This is a genomic window from Bacillus sp. NS1 (genome assembly GCF_058248265.1).
In genome coordinates, this window is record NZ_JBZAZF010000002.1 from 212,913 (window position 1) to 228,670 (window position 15,758).

At 46.3% G+C, this 15,758-nt stretch carries 17 protein-coding genes, 1 pseudogene and 1 riboswitch; of the genes and pseudogenes, 6 read left to right on the forward strand and 12 right to left on the reverse strand.

Annotated features, from left to right (window positions below):
• Window position 1: 1 nt before the first annotated feature.
• The 3 genes from cysC to AC4CV5_RS06530 form a co-directional block, all read right to left on the reverse strand.
• Window positions 2-601 (reverse strand): adenylyl-sulfate kinase, encoded by a 600-nt coding sequence (gene cysC, locus AC4CV5_RS06520; protein WP_166853668.1) that lies wholly within the window; start codon window positions 599-601, stop codon window positions 2-4.
• The gene (sat, locus tag AC4CV5_RS06525; protein ID WP_166853667.1) at window positions 598-1,773 is read right to left on the reverse strand and encodes a sulfate adenylyltransferase; all 1,176 of its coding nucleotides are present in this window, start codon (window positions 1,771-1,773) and stop codon (window positions 598-600) included. The genes cysC and sat overlap by 4 nt, the downstream gene beginning before the upstream one ends.
• 111 nt (window positions 1,774-1,884) lie before the next feature.
• The gene (locus AC4CV5_RS06530; protein ID WP_166853666.1) at window positions 1,885-2,598 is read right to left on the reverse strand and encodes a phosphoadenylyl-sulfate reductase; all 714 of its coding nucleotides are present in this window, start codon (window positions 2,596-2,598) and stop codon (window positions 1,885-1,887) included.
• Between the two features lie 190 nt (window positions 2,599-2,788).
• Here AC4CV5_RS06530 and AC4CV5_RS06535 point away from each other — a divergent pair, with 190 nt between their 5' ends.
• Together AC4CV5_RS06535 and AC4CV5_RS06540 are read left to right on the forward strand one after the other, a co-directional pair.
• On the forward strand, window positions 2,789-3,475 hold the full coding sequence (locus tag AC4CV5_RS06535) for a 2-phosphosulfolactate phosphatase (protein WP_490922296.1): 687 nt from the start codon (window positions 2,789-2,791) through the stop codon (window positions 3,473-3,475).
• Window positions 3,472-4,230, forward strand: a complete 759-nt coding sequence (locus AC4CV5_RS06540) for a phosphosulfolactate synthase (protein WP_166853664.1) — start codon at window positions 3,472-3,474, stop codon at window positions 4,228-4,230. Before AC4CV5_RS06535 ends, AC4CV5_RS06540 begins: the two co-directional genes overlap by 4 nt.
• Window positions 4,231-4,274: 44 nt before the next feature.
• On the opposite strand, the gene AC4CV5_RS06545 is transcribed toward AC4CV5_RS06540, so the two are convergent.
• The 7 genes from AC4CV5_RS06545 to AC4CV5_RS06575 all read right to left on the reverse strand — a co-directional run bounded on the left by AC4CV5_RS06545 (window position 4,275) and on the right by AC4CV5_RS06575 (window position 11,550).
• Complete coding sequence (locus tag AC4CV5_RS06545; RefSeq protein ID WP_166853663.1) at window positions 4,275-4,904, reverse strand: YitT family protein; 630 nt, start codon at window positions 4,902-4,904, stop codon at window positions 4,275-4,277.
• 95 nt (window positions 4,905-4,999) lie between these two features.
• Window positions 5,000-6,115: a mandelate racemase/muconate lactonizing enzyme family protein gene (locus AC4CV5_RS06550; protein WP_248602597.1), complete on the reverse strand. Its 1,116-nt coding sequence runs from the start codon at window positions 6,113-6,115 to the stop codon at window positions 5,000-5,002.
• An 8-nt stretch (window positions 6,116-6,123) separates the two neighbouring features.
• Complete coding sequence (locus tag AC4CV5_RS06555) at window positions 6,124-7,392, reverse strand: MFS transporter (RefSeq protein ID WP_490922297.1); 1,269 nt, start codon at window positions 7,390-7,392, stop codon at window positions 6,124-6,126.
• A 111-nt stretch (window positions 7,393-7,503) separates the two neighbouring features.
• The gene (locus tag AC4CV5_RS06560) at window positions 7,504-8,361 is read right to left on the reverse strand and encodes a GNAT family N-acetyltransferase (protein ID WP_490922298.1); all 858 of its coding nucleotides are present in this window, start codon (window positions 8,359-8,361) and stop codon (window positions 7,504-7,506) included.
• Window positions 8,362-8,365: 4 nt separating this feature from the next.
• Complete coding sequence (locus AC4CV5_RS06565) at window positions 8,366-8,815, reverse strand: GNAT family N-acetyltransferase (protein ID WP_490922299.1); 450 nt, start codon at window positions 8,813-8,815, stop codon at window positions 8,366-8,368.
• Window positions 8,816-8,905: 90 nt separating this feature from the next.
• Window positions 8,906-10,744, reverse strand: a complete 1,839-nt coding sequence (locus AC4CV5_RS06570) for a bifunctional homocysteine S-methyltransferase/methylenetetrahydrofolate reductase (RefSeq protein ID WP_326220900.1) — start codon at window positions 10,742-10,744, stop codon at window positions 8,906-8,908.
• 90 nt (window positions 10,745-10,834) lie between these two features.
• A riboswitch (SAM riboswitch) is annotated at window positions 10,835-10,952 on the reverse strand.
• Between the two features lie 106 nt (window positions 10,953-11,058).
• Window positions 11,059-11,550 carry a YajQ family cyclic di-GMP-binding protein gene (locus AC4CV5_RS06575; RefSeq protein ID WP_490922300.1) on the reverse strand — a complete coding sequence of 164 codons (492 nt, stop codon included), beginning with the start codon at window positions 11,548-11,550 and terminating at the stop codon, window positions 11,059-11,061.
• Between the two features lie 98 nt (window positions 11,551-11,648).
• Between AC4CV5_RS06575 and AC4CV5_RS06580 the strand changes: the two are divergent.
• Window positions 11,649-12,547: pseudogene (locus AC4CV5_RS06580) on the forward strand (CvfB family protein).
• Between the two features lie 112 nt (window positions 12,548-12,659).
• Window positions 12,660-12,950, forward strand: coding sequence for a DUF3784 domain-containing protein (locus AC4CV5_RS06585; protein WP_222142582.1), 291 nt, complete (start codon window positions 12,660-12,662; stop codon window positions 12,948-12,950).
• A 41-nt stretch (window positions 12,951-12,991) separates the two neighbouring features.
• Here the strand turns inward: AC4CV5_RS06585 and AC4CV5_RS06590 are convergent, their stop codons facing one another.
• Window positions 12,992-13,843 (reverse strand): DegV family protein, encoded by an 852-nt coding sequence (locus AC4CV5_RS06590; protein WP_222142583.1) that lies wholly within the window; start codon window positions 13,841-13,843, stop codon window positions 12,992-12,994.
• 136 nt (window positions 13,844-13,979) lie between these two features.
• On the opposite strand from AC4CV5_RS06590, the gene AC4CV5_RS06595 reads away from it, so the two are divergent.
• Window positions 13,980-14,822, forward strand: coding sequence for a YitT family protein (locus tag AC4CV5_RS06595; RefSeq protein WP_003224514.1), 843 nt, complete (start codon window positions 13,980-13,982; stop codon window positions 14,820-14,822).
• An 18-nt stretch (window positions 14,823-14,840) separates the two neighbouring features.
• A complete protein-coding gene (locus AC4CV5_RS06600; protein ID WP_069149352.1) occupies window positions 14,841-15,296 on the forward strand; it encodes a BsuPI-related putative proteinase inhibitor in 456 nt (151 codons plus the stop codon).
• 30 nt (window positions 15,297-15,326) lie between these two features.
• Here AC4CV5_RS06600 and AC4CV5_RS06605 read toward each other — a convergent pair whose 3' ends face one another.
• The gene (locus AC4CV5_RS06605; RefSeq protein WP_162101973.1) at window positions 15,327-15,524 is read right to left on the reverse strand and encodes a DUF3813 domain-containing protein; all 198 of its coding nucleotides are present in this window, start codon (window positions 15,522-15,524) and stop codon (window positions 15,327-15,329) included.
• Between the last annotated feature and the right edge of the window lie 234 nt (window positions 15,525-15,758).

A 15,758-nucleotide genomic window follows, 5' to 3' on the forward strand; every position in this document is an offset into this window, starting at 1 on the left:
TTTATATGATTCCTTTGCTTTGCAGTTCAGTAATGATCAAATCAGCTCCGTCGGAAATAGATATCTGGTCTGATTCAATGATGAAATCGGGTGAAAGCGGCGATTCGTACGGAGAATCGATCCCGGTGAAATGTTTGATTTCTCCGTTTCGCGCTTTTTTATAAAGTCCCTTCGGATCGCGCTGTTCACAAACATGCAGCGGGCACTTTACATACATTTCGAAGAATTCTCCTTCAGGAAAGAGTGCTCTGACCATGTCCCGGTCCTCTCTGAATGGAGAAATAAACGCTGTTAAAATGATTTGACCGCTCTCGACAAACAGCTTCGCCACTTCTCCGATCCGGCGGATGTTTTCAATCCTGTCTTCAGTCTGAAAACCAAGATCTTTGTTTAAGCCGTGGCGGATATTATCGCCGTCGAGCACATAACTCTGAATGCCCATTCGGTACAGTTTTTCATCAACGGCATTGGCAAGCACCGATTTTCCTGAGCCGGACAGACCGGTAAACCAGAGAACGCAGCTTTTGTGTCCGTTTAAGGTCTGTCTGTCAGACTTTGTGATTGCAGCAGGGTGCCAAATGATGTTTGGATTGTGAGTCATTGCAATCCCCCGCTGTTATGCTGGATCTGGATGGCAACGGGCTGTTGCTGAAGACCCTTGATCAGAACGTTTGCGACCTCAGGCCGGCTGAATTCTTTAGGAGGCTTTTTGCCGTTGCGGAGAAGCTCTCTCACTTTTGTGCCGGATAAGTGGATGTGGTCTCTTTGGCTGTGCGGACATGTTTTCGAGGTGCCCATGTTTCCGCATTTTCGGCAGTAAAAGCTGTGCTCGAAAAACAGCGGTTTGATGCCCAGCTCCTCCTCTGTGAATGATTGAAAAATATGTTGCGCGTCGTACGTTCCATAATAGCTGCCGACACCCGCGTGATCACGGCCTACAATGAAATGGGTGCAGCCGTAATTTTTGCGGATGAGCGCATGGAAAATCGCTTCCCGCGGACCTGCATACCGCATGGCGGCAGGGAAAACCGATAACATGACACGATCCTTTGGATAATAGTGATCAAGCAAAACCTGGTAGCTTTCCATTCTGATATCACTCGGGATATCATCTGACTTCGTTTCTCCGACAAGCGGGTGCAGCAGCAGACCGTCGACCGTTTCTAACGCTGTTTTTTGAATGTATTCATGCGCTCTGTGAACAGGGTTTCTGGTTTGAAAACCGACAATCGTTTTCCAGCCGAGCTTTTTAAAGGCCGCTCGTGTTTCTGCGGGCGCTGCGTAAAACTGTTCGAAGGATTTGTCGGGAAGGCGGCTGACAACGATAGGCCCTCCGATATAGTAATCCGGACGCGCCAACAACTTTTTCACGCCTGGGTGGGCAGGATCGTTTGTTTTAAATACAGACAGTGATTCTTGTGTTTTATCAGGCTGGTAGATATCAGTGACTGTCATCATGCCGTAGGTGACGCCGTCTTTCACAAGCTTGACGCGATCTCCGGAAGACAGTTTGTTTGCTGTTTCTTCTCCGACAGGCAGCGTAATCGGCAGGCTCCACGGCAAGCCGTTTGCCAGCCTCATCTCTTTTACAACAGAATAATAATCTTTTTCTCCCAAAAAACCAGTTAACGGGCTGTAGCCGCCGATCGCGATAAGCTCCAGGTCGCTCAGTGCAAGCTGATCCAGCTCCGCTTCGCACGTGCACCCTTCAAAATGGCATGCGGGATCGCAGCGGTTGATTAACACCCCTCCATGGGGCTCGCTTCCATTCAACGTGTTCAACCTCCATTTTTACGTTTCCTTTGTTTTCTTTTGTGCGCTGATTAAAACGTCAAGGCAGCGACTCAACATCATTTCATTCCCAAAGCATGGGCATGCCGGACATTATTCTTGATGCAGGCCGCATTCTGTTTTCTCCCGTCCGGCCCATCTTCCCGCCCTCTCATCGTCCGGGTCCGAGGAAGGCAATGTACACATTTCACAGCCTATGCTCGGGTAATGTTGATCGTGCAGTTTGTTATAAGGCAAATTGTGCAGGCGGATGTACGTCCAAACGTCATTCCATGTCCAGTGGATGAGCGGGCAAATTTTGATGAGCTTAAATTTCTGATCCAGATTCACGTATTGAATATGCTTTCTCGTAGGCGACTGCTCCCTGCGCAGCCCTGAAATCCAAGCTGTCATGCCGGACAGGTGTTTTTTCAGCGGCTCGATTTTCCGCAATTGGCAGCATAGATTCGGGTTATGCTTCCACAGCTCACCGCCGTATTGTGTCTCCTGTTCTTTTAAGCTCAGCTCGGGTTCGAGTAACTGGATTGTCAATCCCGGATATCGCTCTTTGACGGTCTCGATCAGCTCATATGTTTCTTGGAAATGCAGCCCTGTATCCAAAAAGATGATGTGCGCGTTTTTGTTGATCTTTGATATGAGGTCGAGAAGCACCATTCCTTCTGCGCCAAAGCTGCACGCGTACACAATCTTTTCCCCGTATGTTCGGTAAGCCCATTTCAACACATCAAGCTCATCGATCAATTGATCCGTTATCTGTTTGGACAGCGTGTGGTTCCATGTGTCATATGTGATGATTTGTTCGTTCAACGTTTTCCCCCCGTTTGCATCTGTCTGTTTTTTTATCTATTTGATCGAGTTATAGGCAGACTATTCATTTTTTGCATAAAGGTTCAGGGTTTTTAGGTGCGGCACCCGCCTAAAATGAGGAACGGAACCATTAAGAGACCAGCTGAATATGCTTTTAAGCAAACTGGTTTTATGCCCAAGGAGAGGTATTATGCCGATTACCATTTATCAGGGGAATCATCATTCGCCTGCCCCGGCGGATATTAACATCGTCATTGATGTCATCAGAGCCTTTACGGTCGCCCATTATGCGTTTATCGGCGGGGCGAAAGAGATTTTATTGGTCGGAACAGCAGAGGAAGCCTTTGCGCTGAAAGACACTTATCCGGAATACGTATTGACGGGAGAGGAAAAGGGGGTCGGTATCAGCGGATTTGATTTGGATAATTCTCCAAAACGCATGGCGGAACAGGATATGGCGGATAAGTGCCTGATCCAGAAAACAACAAACGGCGTCACAGCGGCGTTAGGGGCCCTGAACGCCAAGCATCTGTTTGTAACTGGGTTTTCCAACGCCAGAACAACGGCAGAGCATGTGAAAACTCTCGCCGCAAAGGATTGTGTCATGAACATTGTTGCTTCCCACCCGTCAGGTGATGACGACATGGCATGTGCGGAGTATATGAAAGGCATCATCGAAGGGACAAATGCGGTAACCGCTGCGGAGTCGATTGAAAGAATAAAACGCTCTTCTGTTGCGGAGAAATTTTTTGACCGCAGCCAGCCATTGTTTGATCCGGAAGATATCACGTACTGTACAAAAGAACTAACAGGCGATTTCGTGATGAAAGTGAAACAAGAAAGAGAAGTTCCAACGATAGAGAGGGTCATAATATGAATGATTTTTCACTAGAATTGCCAGTGAGAACAAGCAAGCCGAGAGAAACCGGGCAGACCATTTTAATCGATAACGGATATCCCTTGCAATTTTTCAAAGATGTAATAGCCGGAGCGTCCGACTATATTGATTTTGTGAAATTCGGCTGGGGCACATCATTACTTACGAAAGATCTTGAAGAAAAAATCAGCACGCTGAAAGAGCATGACATTAAATTTTTCTTTGGCGGTACATTGTTTGAGAAGTATGTAAGCCAGAAAAAAGTGAATGAATTTCATCGGTACTGCACCTATTTCGGCTGTGAATATATTGAGATTTCAAACGGCACGCTTCCGATGACGAATAAAGAGAAAGCGGCTTACATTGCCGATTTTTCTGATGAATTTCTTGTGCTTAGCGAGGTGGGCAGCAAGGATGCTGAATTGGCAAGCCGGCAAAGCTCTGAGGAATGGCTTGAGTATATCATTGAGGATATGGAAGCGGGCGCGGAAAAAGTGATTACGGAGGCAAGGGAAAGCGGGACAGGAGGGATCTGTTCCAGCAGCGGCGATGTCCGGTTTCAAATCGTTGATGATATCATTTCCTCGGATATTGATATCACTCGGCTGATTTTTGAAGCGCCGAACAAAACGCTCCAGCAAGGGTTTATTCAAAAGATCGGGCCGAATGTGAATTTGGCCAATATCCCATTTCATGATGCGATCGCGTTAGAGACGCTGCGCTTAGGGCTAAGATCCGATACCTTTTATTTGTAAAACCGCGGCTTCGGGGCTCTCGCCTTATAGAGAGCCTCTGCCTATTATTTTTTATGGCGGTACATAGGCGTGAGATAGGGGAGTGAAGTCAGACGGATGTTATAGATGAAGTCGATGACTCTTGTCGATATGACTTGGCATATCAGGGCTTGAATGACAATGCCCCAGGCAATAATAGACGCAGTCACCATAAAAATGATGCAATTCATGATCAGCAGGATTGTACCGGGATTCCCGCCGCGGTAGATGGAAATCATCAGAGCAAGAGCCCCGAATCCTCCGTTTGAAATTTTATATTTGTATAAAAGCCCGATGCCGAGTCCCAATAACACAGCGCCGCTTGCAAGATCAAGCCACAGGTTTGATGTGATATCCGGAAAAACCGCATCAAAGATTAATACCGAGACAGAGGTGACGGTAATCGAAGCGAGGGTGCCGGTGAATGTTCTCATCTCCAGCCATTTTAAGGCGGTAAAAAGCATCGATACATTCACAGCCCACACTGAAAACCCATGGGGAATTTCAAACAGATAATGCAATAGCACCGCAATACCTGCTGCCCCGCCTGTCGGAATATCATGCGGAAATAAAAATAAGGACATGCCGAGTCCCTGTAGTACGCCGCCTACGACAATCATAAACGTGAGTTTTACTTTCATCAGCAGTTCAGCCATTAAGTCATTTGCTCCTTTATGAAAAGACTTGTCCGCTGTTTCCATTTTATGAGGCTGTCCATCATTTATGTCTGCAAATAAAGAAATGGCTCAGCTTAATATGCTGAACCATCCCACTTGTAGCGTTTAACAATCTCCATATTGATTTCTGTTCCAATGCCTTTTCCTTTCGGAATGTGAACCATTCCTTTTGAAAGCTGAAGGCTGACGAGGTCTGTAAACGGATTCTCCATGACGTCCCACTCGATCGGTTCAATTTGATCTTTCTCCATTTTAGACCACGGCGGCAGACAGGCTTGCGAAAATAAGGCATAGAGGCGTGAAAGCGATCCGTCATATGCATGGGCGGACGCTCTGACGCCAAAATAACGCGCGAGCTGGAGGCAGTCCCGAAACTCATCGATCCCGTTGACATGCATAACATCGGGCTGAATAATATCCAAGCAGCGCTGTGAAAGGAGAGGGGCGAATTTTGCCGCGCTTTTCATGTTTTCTCCACCGGCAACAGGAACAGATAAACGGCTGCGCAGCAAAGCGTAATCCTGCGGCTGATCAAAGGGCAAAGGCTCCTCAAACCAGCCGATATTTGTCCATGCTGAGAAATATCGTTCCCATTTATAAGCTGTAGCGGCATCGTAGCTTTGGTTGGCGTCCAGAATCATCGTAATGGAGCTGCCGGCCGTATGCTGCAGCGCATTGATGTGCCGGACATCTTCCTCGAATGAAGTCCCGCCGATTTTGACTTTGATTTGCTTAAAGCCCTTTTTTAATTGGGCTTCTACATTGGAAACCGACCGGCTGATCCATTGCGGATGGTCTGAATATGATTGGAATGAGGCGTATACAGGGATCTCTTCTCTGTACCGCCCGCCCCATAGTTCGCAAATAGAACAATCGGCAGCTTTGGCCGCGATTTCTGTTAGCGCCATGCTTACAGCGGAGGCCGCGCGCTGGTGCCATTTTTGAATCGTGCGCACTAATGGCAGGCGGCTGCCGGCCTGTTTTCCTAAAAGATAGGGAATGATCCGTTTGGTAAAACCGATATGGAGAGCAGGGAGCCAATCAACGCATTCTCCCCAGCCGTCAATCCCGCTTTCGGTGACAACTCTGATGAGATAGCAAGTGCGATACCGTTTAAATCCGTTTGCGTCTCCGTACGGCTTTTCTAATCGGTACAAAAGCGGAAAGGTCTCAACCCGTTCGATTTTCAAACTGGATACTACCTTTCCTCGACTGGCTGAAGCCGATTGCCAGCCATTTTAGGATCTTCTTTTTCTTTTGTTTCTTCTTTATTTTGATTCACATGAATCAGCAAAATCACGAGAATACCGACAACAAGTGTCAATCCCGCAATACTCAAAAACATGCCGGGTCTGGACCATTGCATTAAGCGGCCGAAGATCGGAGGCCCAATCGCCACCCCTAAGAAACGCACCGATCCGTACAGCGAGGTCACAAATCCCCGTCTTTCTTTGCCGACAGCCCCGGTAATAAAGCTGTTCACACAAGGCAGAACAAGTCCTGAACCGATGCTGCTCAGTACGAGAACACTGATGAAAAGGACCAGATTCTCAATGAATGATAGTGTAGCGTAAGACACCGTCATGAACGCCAATCCAAGAACGATCAGCTTTTTCATTAACGATTGCTTTTGCCCGATTTTGCTTCCGGTTGTATAAGACGTCACACACATGACCAAAAGCGGAATCGCCAAAATCAAGCCTTTTTTGACGCCGTCGGTGTCGTATGTTTTCTCCAAGACATCTGATAGATAAAACAGGATGCCGAACAAAGTAAACAAACAGGTCGCTCCGGCTAAATAAGCGGTAAACAGCCATCTGCCTTCATGTTTAAAAACACTTAACAGCCCTTTTGCATATTTTCCGATCGGGGGCGGTTCTTTTTCCTTTTTCTTTTCTTTAATAAAAATCCAAGTCAGCACGATCGAAATGATACAAAATACCGGGAAGGCAAAAAACGCGCCATACCAGACAAGCAGGGCGATAAGCGAGCCTATGATCGGTGAAAGCACTTTCCCCATGCCGTTTGAAGCTTCAACGAGACCGAGTACCTTGCTTTCCTGGGCGCCTTTAAACAGATCCCCCGTCAGTGCCATGGCGATCGGGCCGGTCCCGGCTGCCCCGATTCCCTGAAGCGCCCGTCCTGCCATGACCCAAGGGTACGCATTGTCAAAAAAACCTGCCGCAAACCCGGCTAACAAGCCGCCGGCACCATACAAAATTAAGCAAGGGATAATGATGACTTTCCTTGAGAATCGGTCAGCGAGATAACCGACAATCGGAATCGCAAACGCCGCAATCAAGGAAAATACTGTGATCACGAGACTGACTTGAAATTGTGATAAATGAAGTTCAGATTTCATTTTTGGCAAAATCGGAATAAGCATTGAGTTTCCAAGTGTTAATATTAACGGGATTGAACCGATTGCGACAATCGTCATTCCGTTATTTTGTTTTGATGATTCCATCTCAGAGCACACTCCTTTTCTTCTGCTTAGAATGTCCCTGATAGCTTCGTTTATTCAACGTTTAGACAGCAAAAAACCGAACAGAAAATACCTGTTCGGGAAAAAGGAGGGTTAACCGAGCGCCTGTGAAATCAACGCATATAAGTGTCCATTTTGGTCCGGAAACATCTTTTTCTGGTAAAGCATAAGCGGAAGCTCTGCGTCTGAATGAAATCCCATCTCTAACAGCCTGTCATGAAAAGATGTGTGTTCTGCTGGTATATCGATGCGCATCGGACCTTGTTTGCCTGCGGCCAGCCTGTTGATGATTCGTGCAGCAACGTCTGATGATGGGGCGATGATGGGGCCGAATTTCAGATTGGCAGGTGTCTGTACAGATAGGCCGTAGCCAACCAGATGTCCCTCATTGTTTCTGGCGATGACGCATTCCTCTGAGGTAGGAATAAGCTGCTGCAAAAGGTTTGATCGATCTCCGCCAAAGGCTGTCAGATCGGCCGCAGCTAATTCTTGAAAGTCTTGTTCTCTAAAGGGTGACAGTTCAGCATCAAGGCGATTTTGCGTTTCGATCGGTCGAAAACTGTGACAGCTGTACTTTCGGACTGAACCAGCCGAATGAAAACCTGCTTTTTCATAAAGCAGCAAACCTTCTTTTGTAGCACAAAGCCTGATGGCGGTGCTTTCATCCGTTTGGCTGATACACGCGTTTACCATCCGCCGCCCTAGACCGAGCCGTTTGTATTCTTTGTCCACGATGACGAGTCCAATAGAAGCAAGACGGCCAAACAAAAACAAGCCGATGCAAGAGATGATGTCTCCGCGGACATTTTGATAACCGAAAAAGCGTCCTTGTTGGACAAGAAGTGTCAGCTCTTGTTCGCCATAATCCGGCCACCCGGCTTGCCTGCAAAGCCGCAATAGACCGGATGCATGCTCTTCATGAAGCTCAATCAGCTCATCCATTACGTCCATAAGATCACCTGCCTGTTCCGAGTGTTTTGTACATCACAATATGAGTGCCAATGCCGGGAATCTCAAACGGTAAGCCTAGTTCCTCCCAGCCGAGCTTTGCGTAGTAGCCTTTGACATGGTGTCTTGCGTTACACCAGACCGCCTGTACGCCTCTATCTGCCAGTTTTTGCTCCGCGTATTTGATCAGCGTGCTTCCGGCTTTTTGATCGCGATATCCTTCAAGTGTTGCCATGCCTCTCAGCCGATATGCGGAGGAGGCCGTTATTAATGGCTGTTTTTGAGGGAAAAAAGAAGCGATGCTGATCAGCGTTCCTTCATAAAACGCGCCGAGATGAAAAGCGCCTTCTGCATGATCTTGTTCATATTTGCATTGTTCGATGGATTGATGGGGACGCAGGATACGATGCCGGATTTCGTATGTATCTTCCGCGGAAATGGTTTTGACTTCGAGCATGATGTTCCTCCTCATATACCGATTTTCTATATCGTAACACGAATCCTATTAAAAAAGACCGCCCGATTGATTCAGGCAGTCTTATCGGAATTAATGCAAATAGATATTTTGTCGCTGCTCATCTTTTTGCTGGATATAAGAAGTGAGCTCAGCAGTTAAGTCAGATCTGAGAAAAGGCGTAATCAAATAGATGCCGTTAAACAGCTCGCATGCCGTATCCAACAGAGAGCGTGCAATTGCAAGGCCCTCCGCTTTTTGCTTCTCTTTGTCTTCACCGGCGAGGGCCATTGTTTCCCGAATAGAGTCAGACAGCTTAATGCCCGGAATTTCATTGTGGATGAATTCAGCATTCCGGCTGCTAGTAAGCGGCATAATTCCGATATAGATCGGCGTCTGCAGATGCTTTGTTTCGTTATGGATATCGACAAGCTGCTGTTCGGAATAGACAGGCTGTGAAACAAAATAATCGGCGCCGCAATCTATTTTTTTCTCCAGCCGTTTTACCGCTTTATCCAGGTGGCGGACGTTAGGATTAAATGCGGCTGCGACTGAGAAATTCGTTTTCTTGCCAAGCGGCTTTCCAGACAGGGACAGCCCTTCATTGAACTGTTTGATCAGCCTGATTAAATCAAAGGATGTTAAATCATAAACAGACGTGGCACCCGGAAAATCCCCGATTTTAGAAGGGTCGCCCGTGATGGCCAGCACGTCATTCAGCCCTAACGTATCAAGACCCATTAAGTGTGACTGCAAGCCGATAATATTTCGGTCACGGCACGTAATATGGACAAGAGAGCGCATATCAAGCTGCTGCTTCACAAGGGCGCCGCAGGCAACATTGCTGATCCGCGGGGTCGCTAGGGAATTGTCAGCGAGCGTTAGGGCATCGATTCCCGCTTCTTTTAATTCAGCAGCGGCGGACAGAAATTTGTCAAAACTCAATTTTTTCGGCGGATCCAGCTCTACGATAATGGAGCGTTTTTCCGCCGCGATCTCATTCAAGCCGGGCTCTGTCCGCTCGTGCTGAACAGAAACGAATTCCTTCGCCCGGGTTTTGACTTCTTTTTCTGTAATCGGAGCAAGCCCGCCAACCGCTTCCGCCATCGCCCGGATGTGATTTGGCGTGGTGCCGCAGCAGCCTCCGATAATCCGTGCGCCTTGCTTACGGAATTCTGACGCGCTGTTTTGAAAATACGTGTCGTCTGTTTCATAGACGAGCCGGCCTTCTTCAAGCGAGGGAAGACTGCTGTTCGGATAAACTGATAAGAACACGTCATCAAAAATCGGCACTTCGCTGAGCGCTTCAATCATATGATAAGGGCCGAGCCGGCAGTTAATGCCGACGATATCAGCTCCGAGATCCGCGATCGATCGCAATGCTTCAGAAAGCGGCGTTCCGTCCTGCAGTACGCCTTGCTCATGCATGGAGACATTTAACATAATCGGAAGGCCAGTCTCTTTGCGCGCGATTTTCAGCACTTCACGGGCTTCTTCCAAATCATAATACGTTTCTAACAGCAATCCATCCGGATCTTCATGCAGCAGCAGGTACAGCTGCTCGCGAAAGCTGCGTTTGATTTCGTCAAGGCTGTACGCATTTTTATTAAATGTGCGGATGCCTCCCATCGTCCCCAGAACGTACGCATCGCCTGCGGAAGCCCGTGCGATTTTTACTGCCTCTTGATTCATTTTTTTGATGTCATCCTCAAGGCCGTGTCTGGATAATTTAATATAATTGGCCCCGTACGTATTTGTTTGAATGATGTTGGCTCCTGCCTCAACGTATGCTTTATGTATGCGCTGAATTTCTTCCGGCTTTGAAATATTGAGCTCCTCAAAGCACCTGTCAATGCCATAGGAGTAGAGGAGCGTCCCCATTGCGCCGTCGCCGATTAACACTTGTGTTTGCAAATCTTCTAAAAGTCCCATTGTCTGCCTCCTTTATTCACATTCAGCAAGGAAAAAAGAGAAATAAAAAAAGTCCTCTTAAGAAGAAGACTTTGTCAGTGATTTTGTCTCTTCTTATCTTCCAAGCTGTTCGAGCTTGCTGGATTTAGCACCTTGGTCATGGCTTATCGCCATTACACCGGTTGCTGAAGCTTCGTCGGGCCAGTCCCTCTGCTTCTCTTGATAAGAACGGATATGAAGTTTTCGTGTTCAGGAAGTGCCAAAAGGTGGTTAGCGTTTTCCCTTTCTCCAAATTTACCGAAAATAAAGACAATAATCAATAGGATTCAGAAAATTTATCTGAAATTTATAAATTGAACGTCAATTGGCAGATCTGCGCCTCTCACTGCTGTGATAATCTGCTGCAGGTCATCCTTGTTTTTTCCGGTGATGCGCACTTGGTCATCCTGCACTTGAGACTTTACTTTCAGTCCGGAGTTTTTGATAATTGTATTGATTTTTTTTGCGTTTTCCTTGTCAATGCCTTGAACAAGTTTTGCACGCTGGCGCACCGTTCCGCCTGACGCGCTTTCAACCTTGCCGTAATCAATGTTTTTTGTCGGCACATTTCGTTTAATTAATTTACTGACCAGTACATCTTTCAGCTGGCTTAATTTAAATTCGTCATCAGAAACGAGGACAAGCTCCTCTTTATCTAAAGAAATGTCGCTTTTGCTTCCTTTAAAGTCGTAGCGTGTGCTGATTTCTTTGAGTGCGATTTGGATCGCATTTTGCACTTCGGGCAATTCCACCTTGGATACAATATCAAATGAGCTTTCTTTTGCCATATGAAAACCTCCATAACATTTAACTTATGTGTTGATTATAGTAGAATAAAGAGAAACTTCCAACAGATCAAAGAATCAATTTGTGATGATTGGAAAAAATGTTAACAGAATCCGCAGAAAAATAAAGCGGAACAGGAAGGACGATAGCATGAGACCAGGGCAGCAATTAACCTTGAGTATAGATCACCAAACTGACTTCGGTTACTTTTTAACCGACGGAGAAGACACGATTCTCTTACATAACAGTGAAATAACTGAGGATATCGAGGACAGAGACGAAGTAGAGGTTTTTATATACGTCGATCAGCAGGAGAGACTTGCGGCCACGATGAAAATTCCGGTCATCAGCGCTGATGAGTACGGCTGGGTCGAAGTGGTGGATACAGTGGAAGATATGGGCGTTTTCGTTGATGTCGGCTTATCTAAAGACGCGCTAGTTGCAACTGAGCATTTGCCGCCATACGAGGATGTCTGGCCGCAAAAAGGGGATAAGCTTTACTGTATGCTGAAGGTGACAAACCGAGGACGCATGTTTGCGAAACCAGCGCCGGAAGATATCATCAGCGAACTGTTTACCGACGCCTCAGAAGATCTGATGAATAAAGAGCTGACAGGTACGGTTTACAGATTAATCGCAACGGGTTCATTCATCATCACGGATGACGGTATCCGCGGTTTTATCCATCCGTCAGAGAGAAAAGAGGAGCCAAGACTCGGTTCAAGAATTACGGGACGGGTGATTCAAGTCAAAGAAGACGGTTCAGTCAACATGTCGCTGCTTCCGAGAAAACAGGACGCATTGTCTGTAGATGCCGAGTACATTCTAACGTATATGAGAACAAGAAACGGCGCTATGCCGTACGGCGACAAAAGCCAGCCTGACGATATCAGAGAACGTTTTAACATGAGTAAAGCCGCCTTTAAACGCGCGCTAGGCCATTTGATGAAGAACGGAAAAGTATATCAGCAGGACGAGTGGACATACGAGAAAAAATAGAAGGCCGCACAGGCCTTCTATTTTTTATATAAGAACTTCACAAATAAAATTCTGTTACGTATCATTAGGGGAGACAGAGTGTTTGGTTAGTTAAAAGACAGGGGGAGAGTTCGTGGAAATTCGCATCGATTTTTTATTGATCCTGATTGCGATGCTTTTCTTTTGGGTTGCTTATATGGCCGGAATAAAAAAGCAAACATGGATATTGTCCGGTTTCGGTGAGTCTCGGATACGTGAAAAAGACCGTCTGGCTAAAATTGCGGGATACTTTTTTCTAAATTCAGGGATCTTTATTCTTTTAAACGGTTTTATCTCATTCCAAGGACAAGATCAGCTGATTCCGCCAATGATTTTAGCATATGGAGCTGGAGTTATCATTTATGTAAATAAAAAATTAATATAAAACCTCCAGCATATATCAAATGTCTGGAGGTTTTTGTTTGCTCATTTTCTTAAAAAGAATACGGCTAATGTGCCGGGGCCGGCGTGCGAGCCGATCGTAGAACCGATTGGATGCATGATGATCTCTTTCGGCTTGAATTCATCTTCAATCAAATCTTTCATGACAATGGCTTTTTCTTCGTTCGCAGCGTAGCTGATCCCCACGGTTTGATTGCCCCAATCATCACCGCGTTCTTTCATTAGTTCGATGATTCGTTTGAAAAGTTTTTTCTGTCCGCGGATTTTTTCCAGAGGCACAAGCTTGCCGTCTTCCATCTGAAGCAGCGGTTTAATATTCAGCAGGCCGCCGACAAAAGCGGACGTTTTGGAGATTCGGCCGCCTCTTGCGAGATACGTTAAATCATCAACAGTAAAAATGTGCTCAAGCTGGTTGCAAAAGTTCTTTACAGACGTTTCAATTTCTTGTATTGTATTCCCGTTGATACAGAGATCGGCAGCATGCCGGACAGCCAGGCCGTATCCTAATGAAGCACATTTGGAATCAATGACCCGTAAATCGAAATCGGGGAATTCCTCCTTCACTTCATTGGCCATCATCACAGCTGTCTGATACGTGCCGGAGAGGCCTGAGGAAAAGGCAATGTAAAGAGCGGGATCACCTGTTTCGGCATATTGCAAAAACACATTTTTAATCGTTTGCGGTGAGGCTTGGGACGTCTTAGGCGTTTCTCCATTTTGCATCGCTTCAAATATTTGATCCGCATCAATCGTGACTGCATCTTCGTATTCTTTATCGCCGAGAGAAACTCTGAGCGGAATAAAGCCGATGTTGTTTTCTTCAAAATAAGAACGTGGCAGATCGGCGGCGCTGTCAGCGATGAGATGAACTGTCATATTGCTTCCCTTCTTTCCGTTATCGCTCGTTATCATAAGAGTTAAGCCAACTATATCATATTAATTTGCCAAAATCGTGTTCAAATATTTGTTTTAAGGGAAAACATATAAAGAAGAAAGAGCGGAGGAACATGCCATGGTACTAGATCAAACAAAAAAATTACTCATCGTCATCATCGGCGCTTTACTCAATGCGGCCGGGCTGAACTTATTTTTGATTCCGGCAGATGTATATGCCAGCGGATTTACGGGTGTCGCCCAGCTTTTATCAAGCGTCATTGTTCAATATGCCCCCTTTTACATATCGACGGGAACGCTCTTGTTCCTCTTAAACATTCCGGTCGGTATTTTAGGGTGGCTGAAAGTCGGCAAATCGTTTACGGTGTACAGCATTTTAAGTGTCGCACTCACTACTGTGTTTATGGGGATCCTGCCGGAAACAAGCCTGTCACATGATATTTTGCTGAACGCGGTGTTCGGCGGCGTCATTTCAGCGGTCGGTATCGGCTTAACATTAAAATACGGCGCTTCTACAGGTGGGCTCGATATCGTCGCCATGGTGCTTGCAAAGTGGAAGGATAAACCCGTCGGCACGTATTTCTTCATTCTGAATGGGATTATCATCTTGACGGCAGGATTATTGCAAGGTTGGGAGAAAGCATTATATACCCTGGTAACACTGTATGTGACAACTAGGGTGATCGACGCCATTCACACCCGCCATATGAAGCTCACGGCGATGATCGTGACGAAAAAAGCGGACGAAATCAAAGAAGCCATTTACGGAAAAATGGTGCGCGGCATCACAACTGTTCCGGCCAAAGGAGCTTTTACGAACGAACAGAAAGAAATGATGATTATCGTCATCACAAGGTACGAATTGTACGATTTAGAGAAGATCGTCAAAGAAGTTGATCCGAAAGCATTTACGAACATTGTTCAAACGACAGGGATTTTTGGATTCTTTAGAAAAGACTGACGAAAGCAGGTGGAATTCGTGAAACGGCTGCTTGTGATGCTCCTGCCCGTGCTGCTTTTGATAGGCTGCGGGAAAGATGAGCAGACAGAACCCGATAAGGAGGTATCAGGCGGAATGGAGAATCAAGAGGTTGTTTTATCTGTTGACGCAATTCAGGAGCCTGAACAAATCAAGTTTAACATGTCGCTGAAGAACCAAAGCGAACGTGCTGTCGAGTTTCAATTCAGCACAGGACAAAAATTTGAACTTGTCGTGTATGATTCTGAGCACAAAGAAAGATACCGTTATTCGAAAGACAAAATGTTTACGCAAGCTTTTCAAAACCTGACACTAGAACCTGGAGAAACATATGATTTCTCTGATGTGTGGAAGGAAGTCCCTGAGCCGGGAACCTACGAGGTGAAGGTGACATTTAAGGGCAGAGCAGAGAATCTCAAGCAGGTTCAAGCCGTTCAGCAGTTTGAAGTCAAATAAGAGGCTATGGCGATTCGCCATAGCCTTTTTTTATTGCAGTTTGTCCAGTTGATCCTGAAATTGATGGAGCTGGTGACGTTCCGCATCTGTCGAGTTGGCATACGCAGAAGATACGGCGTTTTTGGCTCTCAGAATTGCTTGCTCCTGATCGCCTTCCTCAAAACCGTTTGTCACCATGACAGCCTGTTGAACAAATGATTTTGCCTGCTGGAACAGTTCATTTCTCATTTAATATTCATACTGCCTTTCAGCCGAGTCTCGTGCGGCGGCATGCTGGTGAGCTTCTTCTAAAGTAGACCGATATGGAAATCTTGCGGCGTGTAGCCCGATGGAGTCTTTACCCTGGTGAATAAACCTTCTGGATTTGCTTCGTTTACCCATTTTGAGACTGCCCCCTTCCATACTTTGACGAGATGAGTCGTCTTCAATAGTATGGTGGGGCGAAGTAAGGTTTATGAGTGG

Bases quoted from the DNA above. Each gene is read 5' to 3' on its own strand.
- cysC (WP_166853668.1), bottom strand. From the start codon at position 601: ATGACTCACAATCCAAACATCATTTGGCACCCTGCTGCAATCACAAAG.
- AC4CV5_RS06535 (WP_490922296.1), top strand. From the start codon at position 2,789: ATGCCGATTACCATTTATCAGGGGAATCATCATTCGCCTGCCCCGGCG.
- AC4CV5_RS06540 (WP_166853664.1), top strand. From the start codon at position 3,472: ATGAATGATTTTTCACTAGAATTGCCAGTGAGAACAAGCAAGCCGAGA.
- AC4CV5_RS06545 (WP_166853663.1), bottom strand. From the start codon at position 4,904: ATGGCTGAACTGCTGATGAAAGTAAAACTCACGTTTATGATTGTCGTA.
- AC4CV5_RS06555 (WP_490922297.1), bottom strand. From the start codon at position 7,392: ATGGAATCATCAAAACAAAATAACGGAATGACGATTGTCGCAATCGGT.
- AC4CV5_RS06560 (WP_490922298.1), bottom strand. From the start codon at position 8,361: ATGGACGTAATGGATGAGCTGATTGAGCTTCATGAAGAGCATGCATCC.
- AC4CV5_RS06565 (WP_490922299.1), bottom strand. From the start codon at position 8,815: ATGCTCGAAGTCAAAACCATTTCCGCGGAAGATACATACGAAATCCGG.
- AC4CV5_RS06570 (WP_326220900.1), bottom strand. From the start codon at position 10,744: ATGGGACTTTTAGAAGATTTGCAAACACAAGTGTTAATCGGCGACGGC.
- AC4CV5_RS06575 (WP_490922300.1), bottom strand. From the start codon at position 11,550: ATGGCAAAAGAAAGCTCATTTGATATTGTATCCAAGGTGGAATTGCCC.
- AC4CV5_RS06590 (WP_222142583.1), bottom strand. From the start codon at position 13,843: ATGACAGTTCATCTCATCGCTGACAGCGCCGCCGATCTGCCACGTTCT.
- AC4CV5_RS06595 (WP_003224514.1), top strand. From the start codon at position 13,980: ATGGTACTAGATCAAACAAAAAAATTACTCATCGTCATCATCGGCGCT.
- AC4CV5_RS06605 (WP_162101973.1), bottom strand. From the start codon at position 15,524: ATGAGAAATGAACTGTTCCAGCAGGCAAAATCATTTGTTCAACAGGCT.